Genomic DNA, 16,769 nt, shown 5'->3' with positions numbered 1-16,769 from the left:
GTGAAGCGGCTAGGACCCATCCATTGTCTGCCGGACGCGCGCCCACTCACCTTGACCGGACACGGCTTATATTTACGAAGACTCCAGGAGGAGGGGGGAGGCGGATGAACCTGACTCAAGGCCATTTGACTGTCTTAACACAAGAAATAGAACAATGGTACGCATGGCTCATCAGAAAAATCACCGACAGTGATTATCCAGACGTACGTGCCAAAAGCAGCGACTACGTGAATCGAGTCCGCCGCACCGCGTATCAAACACTGGATGATACAGACTGGTTTATACAAACGGGATCGCAAGCTCTATATCAGGAGAAAAACGGGCAACTTGCCGGGAGAGGAGGAGCAATGGAAATGGCTTGTCGACCAAATTTCCGACAAACCTTGTGTTCTGCAATCGAAAAATGGTATGCATGGCTTATCTCCAATCCGAATCCACTATTCAATTCCGACGATATGGTCCGAATGCAAGCCCCGGTCGTGTATTTTCACCAAACCACCGAATGGTTGAGCCGGACAACCATACTGAATACCGATTGGTTCTTCGACAAGGGTTCCCAAGTGGTCATGAATCGATGGAGAAAGGAGGACTACGATGCATACGAGTGAACCAGAGCGTAATTTTGTCTCTTGCATCGAGCGGGGATGTGACGCGTGGCGCAGAGGGGACGACTCTGAAGGAGTGAGTTGGTTTCAACAAGCGTGCATCCTCTGGCTTGATGCATTAGAACGAGAACCGTTGGAGGGAAACGAAGCGTACGCGAAGACGCTTGATGAGATAACGAATTGGATGGGCAAGCTCATGGACTGTCTCGAGGGCTGCGACATGATCCGGGCGACGGACATCCTCGAGTTCAACATCTTGCCGCTCTTGAAGTCAAAGGAAGTCGAAGATGAAGGGAGTTATGGGTGTGAAAAATGAAATTTTTATCGATAATCTGAAATTGCTGCCCGATCCCATTAAACAATTCGTGTTGAGCGTGGGGGACGGTGTCGATCTCCCTGAGTCGGTGCGCGTCGTCACGGGGGACTTAGGATGGCCGGTGGCCCTTGTGAAGCTAGGTGATACTTTCGTGCACACAAATAGTCTGATGGATCCGTGGGATGAGGCGAAGCGATGGGCTGAAACGTTGGACTACAAAGATGTCATGGTGAGCTTCATTTACGGCTGCGGTTTCGGTTACCCGCTGCTAGAGTATGCGAAGCGCAAGAAACCGTACACAGAGACCATCATTTTTGAGCGCAACATCGATCTGTTTTACGCGATGTTAAGCCGCATTGACATGCGGCCTGTATTGAAAGACCAGTCGGTACATGTTGTCCTTGGCGACATACAACAGATGCGAGCGCAATTCGAAGAGATTGTTACAGCTGACTTTTTGCTGCGAGCCACCAAACCGGCATCATTCTTTACATGGCTGGCTCACCGGAATGAAAAAGAAGTCTATCTTGAAATTCATGATTGGATATGGAATACATTGGAACTCCACCTGAGCGGCGTGGGGAACTCTGTTCATGATACACTGGTTGGAATGTATAACACGCTGGACAATGTCGACAGGGTTCTGGACGGCGTTTCGTTGAGTTCGTTGCGGGGAGCATTTGCGGGGAAGCCGGCGTTTATTGTCGCAAATGGCCCGTCTCTGGACAAAAACATTGATGCACTTGTCCAGGCGACAGGAAAATCGATCGTTCTCACGGCTGAATCTGCACTGCGGCCTTGCTTGAGGCGAAATATCCGACCGGACGCCGTGTGTGTGACCGAACGCACGCCCAACGTGTATCACATTCATTTTGAACACGAACATCTCCCGAAAGAATTGGTACTTGTGGGTTTGACTTTGATGGACCCGAGAATCCCGCAGAGATTCCCAGGCCCGTGGGTACCGGTATTCCGTAAAGGTGAATCAACAGGGAAGTGGATACAGCAGTGCATCGCGGATGATCTCGAAGGTCTCCATGGAGGAGGGTCCTCGGCGCATCTGGCTTTCGAGTTTGCCTTGTGGCTAGGCGCGAACCCCGTGATTTTCGTCGGCCAGGACCTGGCCTTCGGCCCAAACAAGACGACACACAGCAGGTTGTCGGCGTATTCCGAGGACTACCTCGCGGAACAAGTGCAATGGCTTCAGAGTCAGCCAACCTATTCTGTTCCTGGGGTGAACGGAGAGCGTGTCTTGACGACAAAAACGTGGTATGAGTTCAAGACGTGGTTTGAGCAACAGATCAGTTTGCATCCCGAAACAAGATTCATCGATGCCACGGAAGGGGGCGCCTATATTCAGGGAACGGAATTGATGACCCTGCGAGAAGCGATTGAAACTTTTTGTCACGATCCCATGCCGATGGACCTATACCACCGCGTGAAAACGATGAACAACGCTTCAAGCGATCTTGATCGTCAGGGAAAATATGGCGCTCTGTTTGCACGGATTCGGCAACTGAGAGATCAGTTTCGTCAGTTGGCGGAAGCTGCAGATGAGGATATTCGAAACTGTCAACTGGTCGAGAGGGCTTGTCTCTTGCACGAAAAACTTCCGGGTACAGTATTGCCGCCATTCATCGAGACGTTGTTTCAAAAGAACACCAACGCTTTCCGCAAGTATGCGGTGGATGAGTTTATCGTCCCCTTTACTCAGCAGGTCATCTTTGCCGTCCACAAAAAGATAAATGACGTGGGTGAAGTGGATACAGTGGAACGCTTAAAAAGAGTGACAGAGCTCCAGAAGCATATGATTGAGTATATACAGAAAATTTGTCGCCTGGTGGAGCAACACCTTGACTTGGCCGAGAAGCGAGTGATCAGTCGTACAACGATCAAAGAATGACAAGGGCTCAATGACTACGATTCTTGTTCCCGCGTATTCTTTGAGCCTGTCGTGTGACCCCGGTTCAACGGCAACCGATGGCCAGAGTTCGACAGTTGGTAGCCATAAAAGGCCCCACGACCCGTGATGCCAGCAAGGTTCGTGGGGGGTGTGGATAACTCGTGTAGTGACTACACCCCCTATGAATGGGGCAGCGCATGCGGCGCCTGCGAAGAACTGGCGTGGTGGACTGACAAGGACGATAAAGTCGCAACGGTCGCGCTGCTGCCGTGGTCGGAGGCGCTGCCGGCTCACGTGCGCAACAGAAGATGACGACATACAGACCAGCCCTGCCACAGGTTTGCCGGTGGGGCTTTCTTGATCCAGATGGTCGGCGAGCTGATTGATGATTTTCAAGGTGTATCCGGTTCGACGGTTACTGCGAGCCCGCCATGGGTGAAGTACATGCTGCGGGAGCTGGTGCGTTCGCAACACAGGGTCGCGTAAAAACCGTTGACGGTGAGGTCTCACCTACCGGAACTTGACACGGCCGTATAGACCGTACGATTAAGGCGTTTCAGATCGTTTCTGCTACAATGCTTGATAGGCAAATCGACACAAAGCACATAGCAGGATGCACCTTCCTGGTGGTGGGAGGTTGTTTTTGATCTGGAGGAGGAGCCGCGTCCCCTGCAGGAGGCTGACGCAGTCTTTGTAACCGTGCCGGACAAAGCTGTGGCCGCAGTGGCGAAAGGATTGGCGGAGACCGGTCAGCTCCGGCCCGGCCAGGTGGTTGTGCACACGGCCGGCGCACTCGCGAGCAGCGCGTTGGATCCGGTTCTCTGTGCAGGTGCGTTTCGGCTGAGCTTGCATCCACTGCAGACGATTTCGGATCCCGCGAGTCGGCGGGTTCACTGTGCAAGGCCGCACGCGCGAGTCAGCACAGCGCTTGCTGGCGGACGCCATCGCACTGCAGGAGGCCGGAGCGTTCGCCGTCGTCCTAGAGATGGTGCCCGCTGAAGTGGCGGGGTACATCACGAAGCGCTTGCGCATCCCCACCATCGGAATCGGAGCCGGCCCGCAATGCGACGGTCAGGTGTTGGTGTTTCACGACATGGCCGGATTCACCGATGGCTACATATCGAAACACAACAAGCGCTATGCGAACCTTGCGGAAACCATTCTCTCTGCAGTGAGATCTTACGTGGAAGAGGTCACTTCTGGCGCGTTTCCGGGAGAAGCGCAGACTGTTCACCTGAAACCGGAGGAATGGAAAGACCTCGAACCATTGTTTGCAGACCATACGCTGGAAGCCAAACGGGGGTGAGAACTGGATGAGACGAATCGATTCGATCGCCGAGTTGCGCGGTGTCATTGGGGCTGCGAAACAATCCGGAAAGACCGTGGGCTTTGTCCCGACGATGGGTTATCTGCATGAAGGCCACTTGAGCCTGGTCGACGCGGCTCGCCGGGACAACGATTTGGTGGTGGTGAGCATCTTTGTCAATCCGTTGCAGTTCGGGCCGAACGAGGACCTCGACCGTTATCCGCGCGATCTCGATCGCGATTCCTCCCTGCTGGAGCAGCGCGGGTGTGACGTGCTGTTCGCTCCGTTCGTAGAGGAGATGTACCCGCGTCCCATGGAGACGATGGTGGAGGTGACGGATCTCGGACGCCGGTTGTGCGGCAAGACACGGCCAACCCATTTCCGCGGCGTGGCAACGGTCGTCAGCAAGTTATTCCACATTGTCACACCGGACCGGGCGTACTTTGGCCGCAAGGATGGCCAGCAGGTCGTCGTGATTCGGCGCATGGTGCAAGACCTAAACTTCCCCGTCGAGATCGTCGATGTGCCAACCGTACGGGAGCCGGACGGATTGGCCATGAGTTCGCGCAACGTCTACCTCACCCCCGAGGAACGCCCGCACGCGACGGTGTTGTACAGGGCACTGCAGCGCGCCAAAGAGCGTATTCTCGCCGGTGAGCGGGACGGCCGAGCAATAGCGAAGGCCGTAGGTGAGATGATTGCGGCAGAGCCTGGTGTTAAACTCGATTACGCCGAGGCCGTGCACCTTGACGATTTAAAGCCGGCGGATGTTTTGGAAGGCTGTGTGATGATTGCCGTCGCAGCGTATGTCGGCAAAGCGCGCCTGATCGACAATCTTCAGTTGATCGTCGAGGGTGGTACGGTCCGAGAAATCTGATCTTTAAAAAGGTCCGGCAGCACTCGAGTCTGTCGAGGATGCGCGGCACTGGAAGTGATGAGGGTCCGGGGAGAGTGCCGTCCTCAGATTTGGTTGGCACTTGCCGTTGACGATCACGCTCACGTACGACCAAAATAGAGGGGTTGTCCGCCAGGTGGTTTAAGCACCGGACGGGCAACCCCCTTTGTCAGTCTGGGAGAATGGTTCTTGGGTATCACAGGTGGATACCCTTGAGCGACAAGACGAACACAACGGCACCTGCGATCAAACAGTAGTATGCGAAAGGCCGCAACGCTTTAACTTCGTGGGTCTTGAAATAGCGCATCAGAAACGCGGTGGAGAGATAGGCGCACACGCCGGCCACGATGCCGCCAACCAATCCGTAGAGCATGATGTCGTGCGCGTGGGCGTGCACGACCTTGGGAATCTCGAGTACGCCCGCGCCCAAGATGATGGGTGTCGCGAGTAAGAAACTGAACCGCGCGGCGTCCTCGTAAGTGAGTCCAGTAGCCAGTCCGGCGGCCATCGTGATCCCGGAACGAGAAATGCCTGGAATCAGGGCGAGGGCTTGCAGCGCGCCGATGAGATAGCTCTGGAGGTAGGACATCCGCTCCATCTCACCGTTTCCCGCGTTACGCCGCAGTCGATCGGCAATCAGCAGCACCAATCCATTGACCATCAAAAACACACTTGCTGAGACAGCCGACGGGAAGAGTTCGCGCAACTTGTGCTCAAACAACTTCCCGATCAGCGCCGCGGGAATGGTGGCGACGACGATGAGCAGCAGCACGCGAAGATGCGGCTGCCTGCCTCGGTCGCGGTGATTCCTCTGAAGGACGGCACCGACGAGATAAGCCCAATCCCGACGGAAGTACCACAGCAAGGCGATCGCGGTGCCCAGATGCAACATGACGACGAGCGGCAGGAACTGCTCGGAATCCGTGAGGTTTGTCCAACCCAGCAGGTACGGCATGATCACCGCGTGCCCTACACTGCTGATGGGAAACAGTTCGGTGATTCCTTGGACGAGAGCGGTCACCATGATTTGGGTCCAGAGCAAAGTAACCATCCTTCCCCACATAGCAAATCGGTTACGCTGCGCCTAAGTATAGGAATCAATTGTGTAATGATCGCAAAGTCAGTATGGGTGATTCGTAAAGAGATGATGAACAACTTGTGACAAGACCATAGGTGATCCGAATCTCGCGTGTGGACCAATATTGGGCAAACGCGGGAAGGGAGGTTCACGGCAACGGCCATTCATGTGGAACCCGAACTCATTCGGCGGCTGCAGGCACAAGACGAGACGGCGTTCTGGGAGTTGTACGACCGAACCGTGACGGATGTCGCAAGGCTGGTTCACTATCTTCTGGAAAATTCGTCCGAACTCGAAGACGTTGTCCAGGACATCTACGTCGCGGTGTACCGCACGTTGCCGCAGTTCGATCCTGCGCGACCGTTCGGTCCTTGGCTCACGGGGATTGTCATTCGCCAGGTCAGCGCACACCGGCGAAGGCAGTGGCGGTTGGGTCGGCTGAAGGAAGCTTTGGTTCGCAGTGTGGATGTGCGGGTTGGCGGGATCCATTCGGACATTGCGGACGACGTGACCGAATCTCTCGAACGTCAAGCGTTGGTCCAGTCCATCCGCAGTCTGCCGCCCAAATTGAAGACAGTGGTCGTCCTGCATTACCTACACGACTACACCCGCAGGGAAATTGCGGAGATGCTCGGGATTCCGCCCGGAACGGTGGCGTCGCGGCTCCGGTTGGCGATGGGCATCCTGCGCAGGAAACATGGAGACCATGTATTGGAAGGCGGGGTGGAGGAGCATGGATTTTGAGGATCGAATTCATTTGGCGCTTAAAAAAGACGCGATGACCATCGAGCTCGATGAAGAAGCGAAGAAGCGAATGGCGGAGCGGATCGGACAGGCGTTGGCGAGACGGGACGAGCCACGGAGCGAGTGGCGCAAGATCGTTATCGGCACCGGGTTGGCCGGCTTCCTGTTGATTGGGGCGAATACTGCGGTGTGGGCCGCGACGGGGCGAAGCCTGTTGGATGTGATTGTAAAAACCCATCGCATTTCCGCCGGTGATGGGATGATATCGGGTTGGACGTTCATCCCGGCGGGCGGAACATCTCCGGAAGTGGATCAGCCGCCTGTGGGAGGCAACGGATCGAAACCCGTGCCCGGCGGTGGGGCGTCGTTGCTTCCGAAGCCTGGGGCGGGAACGAATCCGGGGACGACAGTGCCCGCGCCCATGCTCGCGCAGAAAGAAGCGCTCGGGTTGTCCGCGGATGGCAAGCATTTCACGGATGACCACTACAGTTCACCGTTGAGCGACTTCCTGGGGACGGACCGGTTCCCGAAATTGAAGGCGGACGGCGCACAGGTGGATTGGGTGGAGGCCAGCATGAAAGACAAGGCGGCCCATCAATTTGAACTGGACGTCACAGGCGTGATTCCGGTGAATGGGTCTCGTCACCTGATTCGGCTCGTGCTGTATCACAATCAAGCGGGATCGTTCCAGATTGACGGGGACACGTCGGCGCCTGGCAACGCGAAGCGCACGGTGAAACTGAACGGATTGGATGCGACGTACATCACCTTCACCAATGGGCACACAACACACCGGTATGTGACCTGGAACCGGGGTCCGTGGGTGATGCTCCTGACGGGGGACCTGCCGGAGGATACGTTCATGCAGGTGGCGCAGAGTGTGGATCGACAGGCGCAGGCGGATGGGTAGCGGCTCTCACCGCGTATCAACACCGCCGTAGTTGTTATAGAAGCAAACCACATCGTCCTTCAGTTCCTAGTGTGTTGGGTTCTGGTCACCGTGTACTTCTCAATTCGAAAGAACGTAAACGGCACACAATCTCAACCACCAGGACGCCACACTTCACTCTAAAAATCGTATGAACGAAAGTCAGTGTTGTCCGGCCTTGGTTGTCTGGCTCCGAACGAGCACGTTTGTCAAGATGTTGTTGGCTGGCCTGTTGCGGCCGACGGCCGGGGAAACCCAGGTCCTGGGCTTCCCGCTTGGCCAGTTGGAAGCCCGGCGGCGAATCGGTTACTTGCCGGAACTGATCCGCTATCAGGACTGACTGACCGCCGAAGAGGTACGAATATGGTATTCGCAGCCCAAGCTAAATTCCAGAGAACCAGCCCGTCCCACAAGATACCGCTGTGGAGGAACACGATAGTCAACCTCAGTGCAATACTCCTTGCACATCTTCTTGCACATCTTTATGTAACGGTAATACAACGCTCACGGTCGTTCCTTTCCCCACCACACTCGATATGTCTATGGTCCCTTGATGGGCCAATATGATTTTATGGCTCATCAACAGCCCCAGTCCCGTTCCTTTTTCTTTCGTCGTGAAAAACGGTTCTCCAAGCTTGGCGAGGACGTCTTCGGGGATCCCTTCTCCTTCATCACGGAATTGCACGCATACCGTTTCATGCTCTACCGTGGCCGAAATCGACAAGCGTCCACCCTTGGGCATCGCATCGATGGCGTTTTTGATAATGTTTACGAACACCTGTTTGAGTTGGTTCTTGTCACAATTGACGATCGTACCGTGTGAACCAAGGTCGGATTCAATGACCACATTCTTCATAACGGCTTCTGCATTCAACAGTGTGATGACTTCCTGTAAAACGTTTTCTATGGATTGTGGACGAAACAAGACCGCTTGCGGTTTGGCCAAAATCAGCAACTCATTCACAATGGTTTCAATACGATCCAACTCAGTCTGCATGATGCTCAGGTATCGTCCTTCGGGACCCGAAGATGAGCCCATCAGTAATTTAGTAAATCCTTTCAGTGCAGTGAGCGGATTCTTGATTTCATGGGCTACGCCTGCGGCGAGTTGCCCAGCTGCAGAAAGTTTTTCTGATTTAAGAAGCAATTCGTCTGAGCGCTTTCTCTCCGTAATGTCGCGAACAATGATCTGAACGGCTGGTTTGTTCTCGTAATTAATGGGGAGCCCGATGGTCTCACTGTCGATCTGTCTGCCGTCCACCGTAACCCATCTCTGTTCGAAGCGACCAATGGGCTGTTTATCTTCGATGATGATGCGACTCTGCTGCTTGAGCGTTTCACGATCTTCGGGTTTGACAAAGTCCGAAACTGGTTTGCCAATCATGTCTGTCTCGCTTTTGGCACCAAACATCTTCAGTCCAGGTGTGTTCATGAACAGCCATTTGTCACCGTCATGGATTCCTATAGCATCCAGGGAATTCTCAATCAATTGACGGTACCGTTCCTCGCTCTGCATTAACTTTTGGCGTGACAACTTGTGTTCCGTCACATCTTTTAAGATTACGTATAACCCCACCAGTTCACCTCGGACTAAAATGGGAGCAGTCGTCACACTGACTTCCACTCTCTTTCCATCCTTACGACGAACCGCAAACTCAACATTTTGCTGTGATTCTCCGTTCAATATAGCCCGAAAGAGACGCTCCGCAAGAGGTACGTCCTCAGGGAACACGATCAATTCCCGATAGTCTTTACCAATCAACTCGCCCTTTGTGTAACCCACAAGCTTCTCAAAGGCATCATTGACATCGGTATATTTTCCGGTTAAATCCAAGGCGCACACACCATCCGGATTGTATTTCATCAAGGATTGATTTTCATATAGGAGCCGCTCCTGTTCCTTCCATTCGGTGATGTCACGTACGGTTCCAATCATCCGTACTGGATCACCAGTCGTATCAAAGAGCACTTCACCTTGCCCATGCAGATGACGGATACTTCCGTCATTTCTGATGATTCGCCACTCGCAGTCCAAGGGCAGATACTTGTTATGTAGAGAGTTCATCACAGCGTGTTGGACTCGCTGCACATCGTCTGGGTGTACGAACTCAAGGAATGTTGCGTACGTCAGACCCGCTTCACCATGCGCTAAACCCAATATTCGTTGCATCTGGTCCGACAGGGTGATATGGTCGTTCACAATGTCCCAGTCCCAATGCCCGAGACCGGCTATACGTACTGCATGAGCCAATTGTTGGCTCATTCGTTTCTGGTCGGAGATGTCGCGAAAATGAACCACGCTACCGGTAATCTTGCCATCTTCCACAATGGGCGTACTCGTATACTGGACAGGTAAGCTCGTCCCGTCTTTTCTCCAAAACACATCATCGTCTACAAAGTGGGTGGTTCCTTCACGGAGAGTTGAGTAAATTGGAGAATCTTTATCTGAATCTATGGAATCCATTGAACGCATGGACTTTGCATGGTGGAGAATTCGGTGTTGAGGTGTTCCGATGAATTCATCTTCCGTGTAGCCCAGCATCATCGCTGCGGCCGGATTGACAAATGTCGTGGTTCCGTTTTCATCAAATCCCACAATCCCTTCAGTGGTACCTGTAAATATGAGTTCGTACTGTTTGTTCAGACGTGCCAATCGATCCTCCGAATTCTTACTGCCCGCGATATCGTGTCTCACACTGATCAGACGCAATAATATGCCTTCATCATGTCGAACGACTTTTGCGATGGTCTCAAACGACAGGTACCTGCCGTCTTTGTGCCGCAAACGACAGATGAAACCATAGGTATCTTCACCTTGAAGCTTCTTCGCAACGAGGTCATTAAAACACGCCACATCACTCGGATGAAGGAGATCTCTAAAATTCTTCCCAACCAGTTCGTTGGGATCGTAGCCGAGCAAGGCCCGAGCTACAGGTGACACATACTCCAGGACATAGTCACGATTCACATACGAAATGAAATGATGAATGGTATCCGGAATCAATCGATATCCCTCCTGGAGTGCTCTGAACCATAGCGTTCCTGGTTATGTAATTTTGTCAGGGTTGAGCCTTCGTGGGATTTGACGACACCCCACTGACGAGAACCGGAAGTTCCTGTTTGGGATACTCCCTCATTGACGCAACGAACTCCTTGCGGGTACAACAACAAGGAATACGCTGAGTATTGCCGCAAGGAGTATCGCGAAACACGAAGCGCCACCACGAACAGGGACTCAGGCTGTTCGCCCGGAAATGCGTTCGCAGGGTCTTCGATACTGCTGAGTTAAGGCCAAATTCATAACGAGAATGTTGCCTTGCTTTCGGTTCGCCGACAAAAAGCAAAGTGTACAGGTTGCAGAGGGTGGAAGGAAGTGGATGTCCATCCTCGCGGAACCGTACGCCTGATCTCGGGTTCGGGAAGACTTAAACCATCGCATCACCCGCTTTATTGCAGCTCTACGATTTCATCTTGCGAATTGCACTGGGTAAATTACCTATAAATTGAACATAAAACCAGAAAAAAACCAATTTCTCTATATATCTCTATATAGAGGTATAATGAACTTGAAATTAAGATTTTGTTATTTCGATACGGAATTTCCGGGAATTGCATTACCGCGCGGTGGCAGAAAGAAAACCAATAAGATACAGATGAATGTATTCATGTGATTTCGGAAAGGGTGGCTGGTAAAAACCACCGATTATACACGCATTCTTATCTTATCGGCTAATCGTGAGATGTCAATAGTCCGTCCGTGTCATCTTTCAGTCTATGAAGAGACCCAGCCCACTGTGTTGTCCCGCGACGCGCACCATCGCTCAGTCGCTTGCACTTCTCGGGAGCCCCTGAAAGATGTTCTACCAACGGTGTTTCGGCCCGGCTCGATGACAACCTATGTTTGATAGTATCGTTGTGGCTTCGTGTGGCGGACGTGAACCTTCGAGGGGTCACGGTGAGAACCTTCATGCCTCTTTTCGAATCATTACGGGTGACAACCGTGAAAGAGGTGAGGACCATGGAAGTCACGCAACTGGTCGAGCAGTGTCGCCAGGGATTGCCCGAGGCATGGAAGACGCTTGTATCCATGTTCAGCGCACCCGCGCTGAATTGGGTCACGCAGTTCTGCCGTGATCCAGATTTGGCCGAAGATGTTGTCCAGGAAAGCTGGCTGATCGCCGCACGCCACCTGTCCGAGTTACGGAATCCACAGGCGTTTCCACGTTGGTTCTTTCAGATTGTAAAGACGCAAGCGTATCGCGCGTTGATGCGAGAGTATCGGCAGCAGGCCGGGGAGGTGAGGGAGGTGGCGATCGGCGCAGACCAGGAACGGAGTACCGCTTTGAAACTGGATCTGGAACGAGCGCTTGAAAGTCTGCCGTTGGAGTTGAAACAGGTGTTCGTGTTGGCAGGCATCTATCAATGGCCTATCCGGGATGTGGCCTCCTTTCTGCAAATCCCGGCCGGGACCGTCAAATCGCGTTTGTCCAGGGCAAGGCAGCACTTGCAAGCCGCCCTGAAGGAGGATGGGGGCGTTGATGCCGGTCACGAGCATACCACCGCATCTTTGGACAATGTCCTGTCTGCATTGGGTACAGGGGCGGAGGTAAATCCTCAAACGGTTTGCGACACCTTGGCCAGGGCTTGGGCCACCATGAAGAGCCTGAGGTTCACGCTCACACGGGAATGGCCGTCATCCGGGCAGCCTGATCGCAGACAGCGCGCCCGGTATACGTGGCGTGCACCCAATTGGCTGCGGACCGAAACGGAATCAGCGGAAGCCGGGAGCGTCGTCACCGTGATCCACGGACGCGGCATGCGGGTGTGCATGGCTAGGACCAACGCGATTCAGGAAGCACAGGTCCCGCGCGATTCGGATCCATCGTTCATGTTGGGACATCTTTGGAAAGAGTTATTGACCCGAGATGACTTGGTGGTCATGCCGCCTGAGCAGGGCGAACGGTTATGGCACCTGTGGGTGGGGCTTGATCCCGACGTCACCACGAAGGACGATGAGGGATGTGAGAGCGTCCATTTCTGGGTTCATCCGGAAGACGGCCTTCCCAGGAGAATCGAGTATTGGAATGGGCGCGGATGTGTGTTCCGAGAAGTGATGGAGGACATCGAGTGGAACGTACCGGTTTCCAGGCGCGAGTTTGCCTTACCCCCGGATGGAAAGAGGATGCGGCTGTGAAAGCTGCGCGATGTCCTCGGCGGAATCCCGACTCGTGTCCGGCCGCACGACGCGGTACGTCAATGTCCGTTCCCGTTGATGGGGCTCGACCGGGCGGTCGTGAAGGAGCTCGGATTGAGTGACCACATCGAAATCGACAAATATGACAACGGACGAGAATGGGCGGTCAGGTACGGTGCACCCGCACGTTCCAAGTCGGTGTTGCGGGGCGAACCATTCATCACCTTGTGGCAGGCGGGAGCGGTAACGGACGACGTGCGTCGTCATTGGAGAGTCTCAGACCTCAAGGACGCTCAACTGCAACTGGGGTCCCAGGCGAGAAGCGGTGAAGTGTTCACACCCCGTTTCATGATCTCAAGACTGTACTGGGAGATGGGTGGGCGACCCTACCAACTTATGGCTTCCGGTATCCCCGTAGACCGGTTGGTGAGCCTCGTGAGTTCGGTGAGGCCACTGCATGAGGTAGACGTGAAGTGAGTGCAGGGGTCTCGTCCCGGTTTCCGGGTCAGGTGTCCATTTCCGCCCACCGTCCTTGGGGTGTACCGTGTGGCACGTCCCGTGATGCCATTGGTCGCCGTGCCGTGTGCGCTGTCCGCGAAGCGGAGAGTTGGGACAGGATGGGTTCCATGGCACGGAAGCGGAACGCGTCGCCATGTTCGTCCGCGCCCCAGGGGAGAACAGGGAAGAGCACAAACCGACAGGGAAGACCATAGATGATTGGCCAGACTCTATTCACTGCTTCTTCATTGGTATGGTCTCGCTCCACTTCCCGTCTTCCAGGATTCTGAAAATCCAACTCGAATAGGCGCATCTTCCAGTACGGTCTTTTACAGCAACACAGAGGTCAGAGTCAGCGCCGCGCTGACGTTGGCCCGGAACGCGGCCACAGCGGCAAGGACAAGACATGCTTGACTTTGTATCAAGTGACTTAATACAATTTAAACAGAGGTGAGTATGGTGACGTTGGATCCCCCATGGCAGCCTCCGTCATTGTCGCTCGATCCGAGCCGGCCGCTATACGAGCAGATCGCCCGTCTGATCCGTACCGAGTTGGCATGCGGCCGCCTGGCGCCCGGCACGCGGCTCCCGCCCGTGAGGGAGTTTGCCGCGCAACTGCGTGTCACCCCGAATACGGTCATGCGCGCGTACCTGGAGTTGGAGCGGGACGGATTGATTGAGATGTTTCGAGGCCAAGGCACTTTTGTTCCGCGGGATCCGAGTGTGGTGACTGCCAGTCGGCGTGCGCTCGCGCGGGAGGCCCTGGCGTATATGGAGCGGACCGCCGAGTCGATGGGAATGTCCGTCGAGGCGCTGATCCGGCTCGCCAAGGGGGAGGACGAAGGAGGCGGTACCACGTGATGCAGATCGCCGAACGGCGTGGTCAATCGGCAAGTGAAGCGGCGGTTGTGTGCCGTAACATCCAGTTTTGCGCAGGGACGAAAGAGATCCTGAGCGGGGTCAGCTTGACCGTCCAACCGGGCGAAATCGCCGGGGTATTGGGCCCGAATGGCGCAGGCAAGTCGACTTTGTTCCGAATCATCTCGGGCATTGTGCCACCTGATGCAGGTTGGGTACGATTGTTCGGCCGTCCGGCCGGCGTCGGAACATTGTCAGACACTGCGCTTTTGCCGGACCGGTCGAAGCTACCGGGGTGGCTGACGGTTCGCGAGTGGCTTGGGTTTGCGGCACGGCTGTACCCGGATTGGGATTCGGATCGCGCGGTTGAGCTGGTCGACAGCCTGGAGGTGCCCCTGGAGGCCAGTATATCGGCGCTTTCACGCGGCCAGGATGCTAGGCTACAGATGTTAACCTGTCTGGCGCGCAGGGCGCGCGTGGTTTTATTGGATGAGCCGTTTGCGGGTGTGGACCTGGTATCCAGGGAGCGTATTGCCACCTCCGTGGTGCGTGAATTGGCATCGGGCGAGCGCGCATTTCTGATTGCCACGCATGATGTGCGAGAGTTGGAGCAACTGTTTGACCGCATCGTCTTTCTCGATCAGGGACGCGTGATTTCGGAGGAATCCGTGGAAGCGTTGAGGGCCAGGGGCGTCTCCGTGGAACAGCGCTACAGGGAGGTGTTCGGGGCATGAATCGGAGCGCGGCGCCGCCGAGAATGGGGGCATTCGGCACTCTCCTGGCGTTGGAACTCAGTCGCAGGATCTTCAGGCGCCGGCCACAGTCGGGGAAGGGCATACAACGGACTTGGGGTTGGTTGTCCACCTTGTTGGTGGTGTTGTTGGCCGTCAACGGGCTGGCCCACAGCGTGGGGAGCGTCGAGGTGCTGGTGCGTGGCGCGTGGGAGGTATGGTATGTAGGTCTGGTGGTCATCGGGATGTCCATCGGGGCGGGTATTGTTCACCGCGGGGGTGTGGATCACTGGTTAGCACTCCCGTTCCCGCGCTGGCAATTGATTCTTGCGAAGTGGCTGGCCATCGTATGGTCGGGGCTGAAGTGGTTGCTTGTGGTCACAGCGCTGGCGGCAGTGGTCTGGGCGTGGTCACGGCATGTACATCCGGACCTCGTGGTGGGCGGACCTGGTGCCGCAGCACTGTGCCTGCACGGGTTCGCGTTGGCCCTTGCGGTTTTGCCAGCAGGCTCGGCATTTGCGCTGCTCCCCTTGGCGTTTCAGAGCGGTTGGGGACGATGGTTTCGGTGGGTGGCACCGGTCCTGCAATGGGGCGGGCTGGCATGGGCCATGTTCGTTGGACCGGGCTCTGGGATAGGCGGATTGGCCCTGTGGATCTGGCAGCACCGTGGGATAGCGGCTGGGACCATGTGGGTGTTGGGCCTTGCATCCCTCCTGGTCGTCTGTGTGCGGCTGCCCAGCCTCGCCCGTTGGCGCGGCGGGCACGGCGTGGCAATTGGTTCAGTCAGACGCGGACGGCCAGCGTGGCCAGGCTTTGCGAATACACGGACGCAAGACAAGGCGCCTGGCGCTGCGTCCAGAGCGCCAGGTGATCTGCCGCGGACACTTCACTGGATAGAACGGCTGACCGGGCGGCCAACCCCCGCTTGGCTGTCGCTTGTTGTCCTTTTTTTTCAGCGAGATCGATGGTTTGGTGGTACGGCCAATCTTCGGATGTCGGCGGCGGTTGTCCTGTTGCCCATCGCCGTGGCTGTGGCCGTGTGGTTCCTGCCGAGCCGGCAGGTGGTAACTGACCCCGCCACAGCGATCGTGTTGGGCAGCGTCCTGTGGACGTGGGGATTCCTCGGCCACACGCACCGTATTCTGCGTGAGAACTCCGACTGGCTGCTCTCTTTGCCGGTTCGGCGCGAAACCGTCCTGTGGATGTTCGCGTTGGCCGATGTGGTGCGCGTCGTCTGTTGGTGGTTGTTGCTGGTGGTGGGTTTGCTTGCGGGATTGACGGTACGTGCCGCGGCGCAAACGATACCGGCCTGGGTGTTCCAATGGTCGCTGTTGGCAAGTCTCCGCAGCGGGCTGCTGGTGATCCTGGCGGTGCCCTTGATCTGGCTCGTCCCGCTCGGTACCTCCTTCGCTCTCCGGGGGGCGTGGCGCCTGCTCCTGTTGTTGGAGTACGCCGGAATCCTGCTGCTGTTCCCAGCCAGTACCTGGGTGCTTCACGTCGCCGTGCTTCCCAACGTGGAAACGAGACAATGGCCGCTCGGGTACGGGTGGCTTGCGCTGGCGTTGGTGGCGGTGGGAATTCCGCTCGCGCAATGGAGCGTGCGCGCGGGCGCGAAGCGGTTGCACACCGCTGTCGTGGAAGGTGCCACATTGGCTCAACGGGTATCATGATCCTTCCGGTTCAGATTCCGATCCGGAAGTACGTTCAACGTCG

Annotated in this window: 16 protein-coding genes and 1 pseudogene; 14 read left to right on the top strand and 3 right to left on the bottom strand. The window is 55.6% G+C overall.

The features are described from left to right. Positions 1 to 104: 104 nt before the first annotated feature. The 7 genes from N687_RS0104470 (at position 105) to panC (ending at position 5,007) form a co-directional block, all read left to right on the top strand. A complete protein-coding gene (locus N687_RS0104470) occupies positions 105 to 608 on the top strand; it encodes a hypothetical protein (protein WP_029420716.1) in 504 nt (167 codons plus the stop codon). After that, on the top strand, positions 595 to 921 hold the full coding sequence (locus N687_RS0104465) for a hypothetical protein (protein WP_029420715.1): 327 nt from the start codon (positions 595 to 597) through the stop codon (positions 919 to 921). The genes N687_RS0104470 and N687_RS0104465 overlap by 14 nt, the downstream gene beginning before the upstream one ends. After that, positions 911 to 2,824 (top strand): motility associated factor glycosyltransferase family protein, encoded by a 1,914-nt coding sequence (locus N687_RS0104460; protein WP_029420714.1) that lies wholly within the window; start codon positions 911 to 913, stop codon positions 2,822 to 2,824. The genes N687_RS0104465 and N687_RS0104460 overlap by 11 nt, the downstream gene beginning before the upstream one ends. 357 nt (positions 2,825 to 3,181) lie before the next feature. Continuing rightward, positions 3,182 to 3,310: a hypothetical protein gene (locus N687_RS25060; RefSeq protein WP_269320484.1), complete on the top strand. Its 129-nt coding sequence runs from the start codon at positions 3,182 to 3,184 to the stop codon at positions 3,308 to 3,310. A 162-nt stretch (positions 3,311 to 3,472) separates the two neighbouring features. Beyond that, complete coding sequence (locus tag N687_RS25400) at positions 3,473 to 3,823, top strand: hypothetical protein (protein ID WP_419670150.1); 351 nt, start codon at positions 3,473 to 3,475, stop codon at positions 3,821 to 3,823. Next, a complete protein-coding gene (locus N687_RS0104450; RefSeq protein ID WP_051662941.1) occupies positions 3,720 to 4,130 on the top strand; it encodes a 3-methyl-2-oxobutanoate hydroxymethyltransferase in 411 nt (136 codons plus the stop codon). The genes N687_RS25400 and N687_RS0104450 overlap by 104 nt, the downstream gene beginning before the upstream one ends. Positions 4,131 to 4,137: 7 nt before the next feature. Beyond that, complete coding sequence (panC, locus tag N687_RS0104445; RefSeq protein WP_029420712.1) at positions 4,138 to 5,007, top strand: pantoate--beta-alanine ligase; 870 nt, start codon at positions 4,138 to 4,140, stop codon at positions 5,005 to 5,007. 214 nt (positions 5,008 to 5,221) lie between these two features. Here the strand turns inward: panC and N687_RS0104440 are convergent, their stop codons facing one another. After that, complete coding sequence (locus N687_RS0104440; protein ID WP_156040029.1) at positions 5,222 to 6,067, bottom strand: undecaprenyl-diphosphate phosphatase; 846 nt, start codon at positions 6,065 to 6,067, stop codon at positions 5,222 to 5,224. 147 nt (positions 6,068 to 6,214) lie between these two features. Here N687_RS0104440 and N687_RS0104435 point away from each other — a divergent pair, with 147 nt between their 5' ends. The 3 genes from N687_RS0104435 to N687_RS20675 all read left to right on the top strand — a co-directional run bounded on the left by N687_RS0104435 (position 6,215) and on the right by N687_RS20675 (position 8,115). Further along, entirely contained in the window at positions 6,215 to 6,847 is a 633-nt protein-coding gene (locus tag N687_RS0104435; protein ID WP_081841141.1) for a sigma-70 family RNA polymerase sigma factor, read from the top strand. Next, positions 6,837 to 7,757 carry a hypothetical protein gene (locus N687_RS0104430; RefSeq protein WP_029420709.1) on the top strand — a complete coding sequence of 307 codons (921 nt, stop codon included), beginning with the start codon at positions 6,837 to 6,839 and terminating at the stop codon, positions 7,755 to 7,757. The genes N687_RS0104435 and N687_RS0104430 overlap by 11 nt, the downstream gene beginning before the upstream one ends. A gap of 196 nt (positions 7,758 to 7,953) precedes the next feature. After that, the gene (locus N687_RS20675; protein ID WP_331280123.1) at positions 7,954 to 8,115 is read left to right on the top strand and encodes a hypothetical protein; all 162 of its coding nucleotides are present in this window, start codon (positions 7,954 to 7,956) and stop codon (positions 8,113 to 8,115) included. A gap of 105 nt (positions 8,116 to 8,220) precedes the next feature. Here N687_RS20675 and N687_RS25395 read toward each other — a convergent pair whose 3' ends face one another. Both N687_RS25395 and N687_RS25390 read right to left on the bottom strand, forming a co-directional pair. Beyond that, complete coding sequence (locus tag N687_RS25395; protein ID WP_419670149.1) at positions 8,221 to 9,639, bottom strand: PAS domain-containing sensor histidine kinase; 1,419 nt, start codon at positions 9,637 to 9,639, stop codon at positions 8,221 to 8,223. 33 nt (positions 9,640 to 9,672) lie between these two features. Beyond that, positions 9,673 to 10,782 (bottom strand): annotated as a pseudogene (locus tag N687_RS25390) (PAS domain-containing protein); the annotation flags it as partial. A 1,011-nt stretch (positions 10,783 to 11,793) separates the two neighbouring features. On the opposite strand from N687_RS25390, the gene N687_RS21950 reads away from it, so the two are divergent. The 4 genes from N687_RS21950 to N687_RS0104390 all read left to right on the top strand — a co-directional run bounded on the left by N687_RS21950 (position 11,794) and on the right by N687_RS0104390 (position 16,726). Next, the gene (locus N687_RS21950) at positions 11,794 to 12,969 is read left to right on the top strand and encodes an RNA polymerase sigma factor (RefSeq protein WP_029420707.1); all 1,176 of its coding nucleotides are present in this window, start codon (positions 11,794 to 11,796) and stop codon (positions 12,967 to 12,969) included. Between the two features lie 957 nt (positions 12,970 to 13,926). After that, positions 13,927 to 14,328 (top strand): GntR family transcriptional regulator, encoded by a 402-nt coding sequence (locus tag N687_RS0104400; protein WP_029420704.1) that lies wholly within the window; start codon positions 13,927 to 13,929, stop codon positions 14,326 to 14,328. After that, complete coding sequence (locus N687_RS0104395) at positions 14,328 to 15,059, top strand: ATP-binding cassette domain-containing protein (RefSeq protein ID WP_051663538.1); 732 nt, start codon at positions 14,328 to 14,330, stop codon at positions 15,057 to 15,059. The genes N687_RS0104400 and N687_RS0104395 overlap by 1 nt, the downstream gene beginning before the upstream one ends. Continuing rightward, positions 15,056 to 16,726 (top strand): hypothetical protein, encoded by a 1,671-nt coding sequence (locus tag N687_RS0104390; protein ID WP_029420702.1) that lies wholly within the window; start codon positions 15,056 to 15,058, stop codon positions 16,724 to 16,726. The genes N687_RS0104395 and N687_RS0104390 overlap by 4 nt, the downstream gene beginning before the upstream one ends. Positions 16,727 to 16,769: the final 43 nt, after the last annotated feature.

It is taken from the genome of Alicyclobacillus macrosporangiidus CPP55, from assembly GCF_000702485.1.
GTDB lineage: Bacteria > Bacillota > Bacilli > Alicyclobacillales > Alicyclobacillaceae > Alicyclobacillus_H > Alicyclobacillus_H macrosporangiidus_B.
Note: the sequence above shows the minus strand (reverse complement) of the source record. Positions and strands in the feature narration are given on the sequence as shown.

Bases quoted from the DNA above. Each gene is read 5' to 3' on its own strand.
- N687_RS0104470 (WP_029420716.1), top strand. From the start codon at position 105: ATGAACCTGACTCAAGGCCATTTGACTGTCTTAACACAAGAAATAGAA.
- N687_RS0104465 (WP_029420715.1), top strand. From the start codon at position 595: ATGCATACGAGTGAACCAGAGCGTAATTTTGTCTCTTGCATCGAGCGG.
- panC (WP_029420712.1), top strand. From the start codon at position 4,138: ATGAGACGAATCGATTCGATCGCCGAGTTGCGCGGTGTCATTGGGGCT.
- N687_RS0104430 (WP_029420709.1), top strand. From the start codon at position 6,837: ATGGATTTTGAGGATCGAATTCATTTGGCGCTTAAAAAAGACGCGATG.
- N687_RS25395 (WP_419670149.1), bottom strand. From the start codon at position 9,639: ATGAAATACAATCCGGATGGTGTGTGCGCCTTGGATTTAACCGGAAAA.
- N687_RS21950 (WP_029420707.1), top strand. From the start codon at position 11,794: ATGGAAGTCACGCAACTGGTCGAGCAGTGTCGCCAGGGATTGCCCGAG.
- N687_RS0104395 (WP_051663538.1), top strand. From the start codon at position 14,328: ATGCAGATCGCCGAACGGCGTGGTCAATCGGCAAGTGAAGCGGCGGTT.
- N687_RS0104390 (WP_029420702.1), top strand. From the start codon at position 15,056: ATGAATCGGAGCGCGGCGCCGCCGAGAATGGGGGCATTCGGCACTCTC.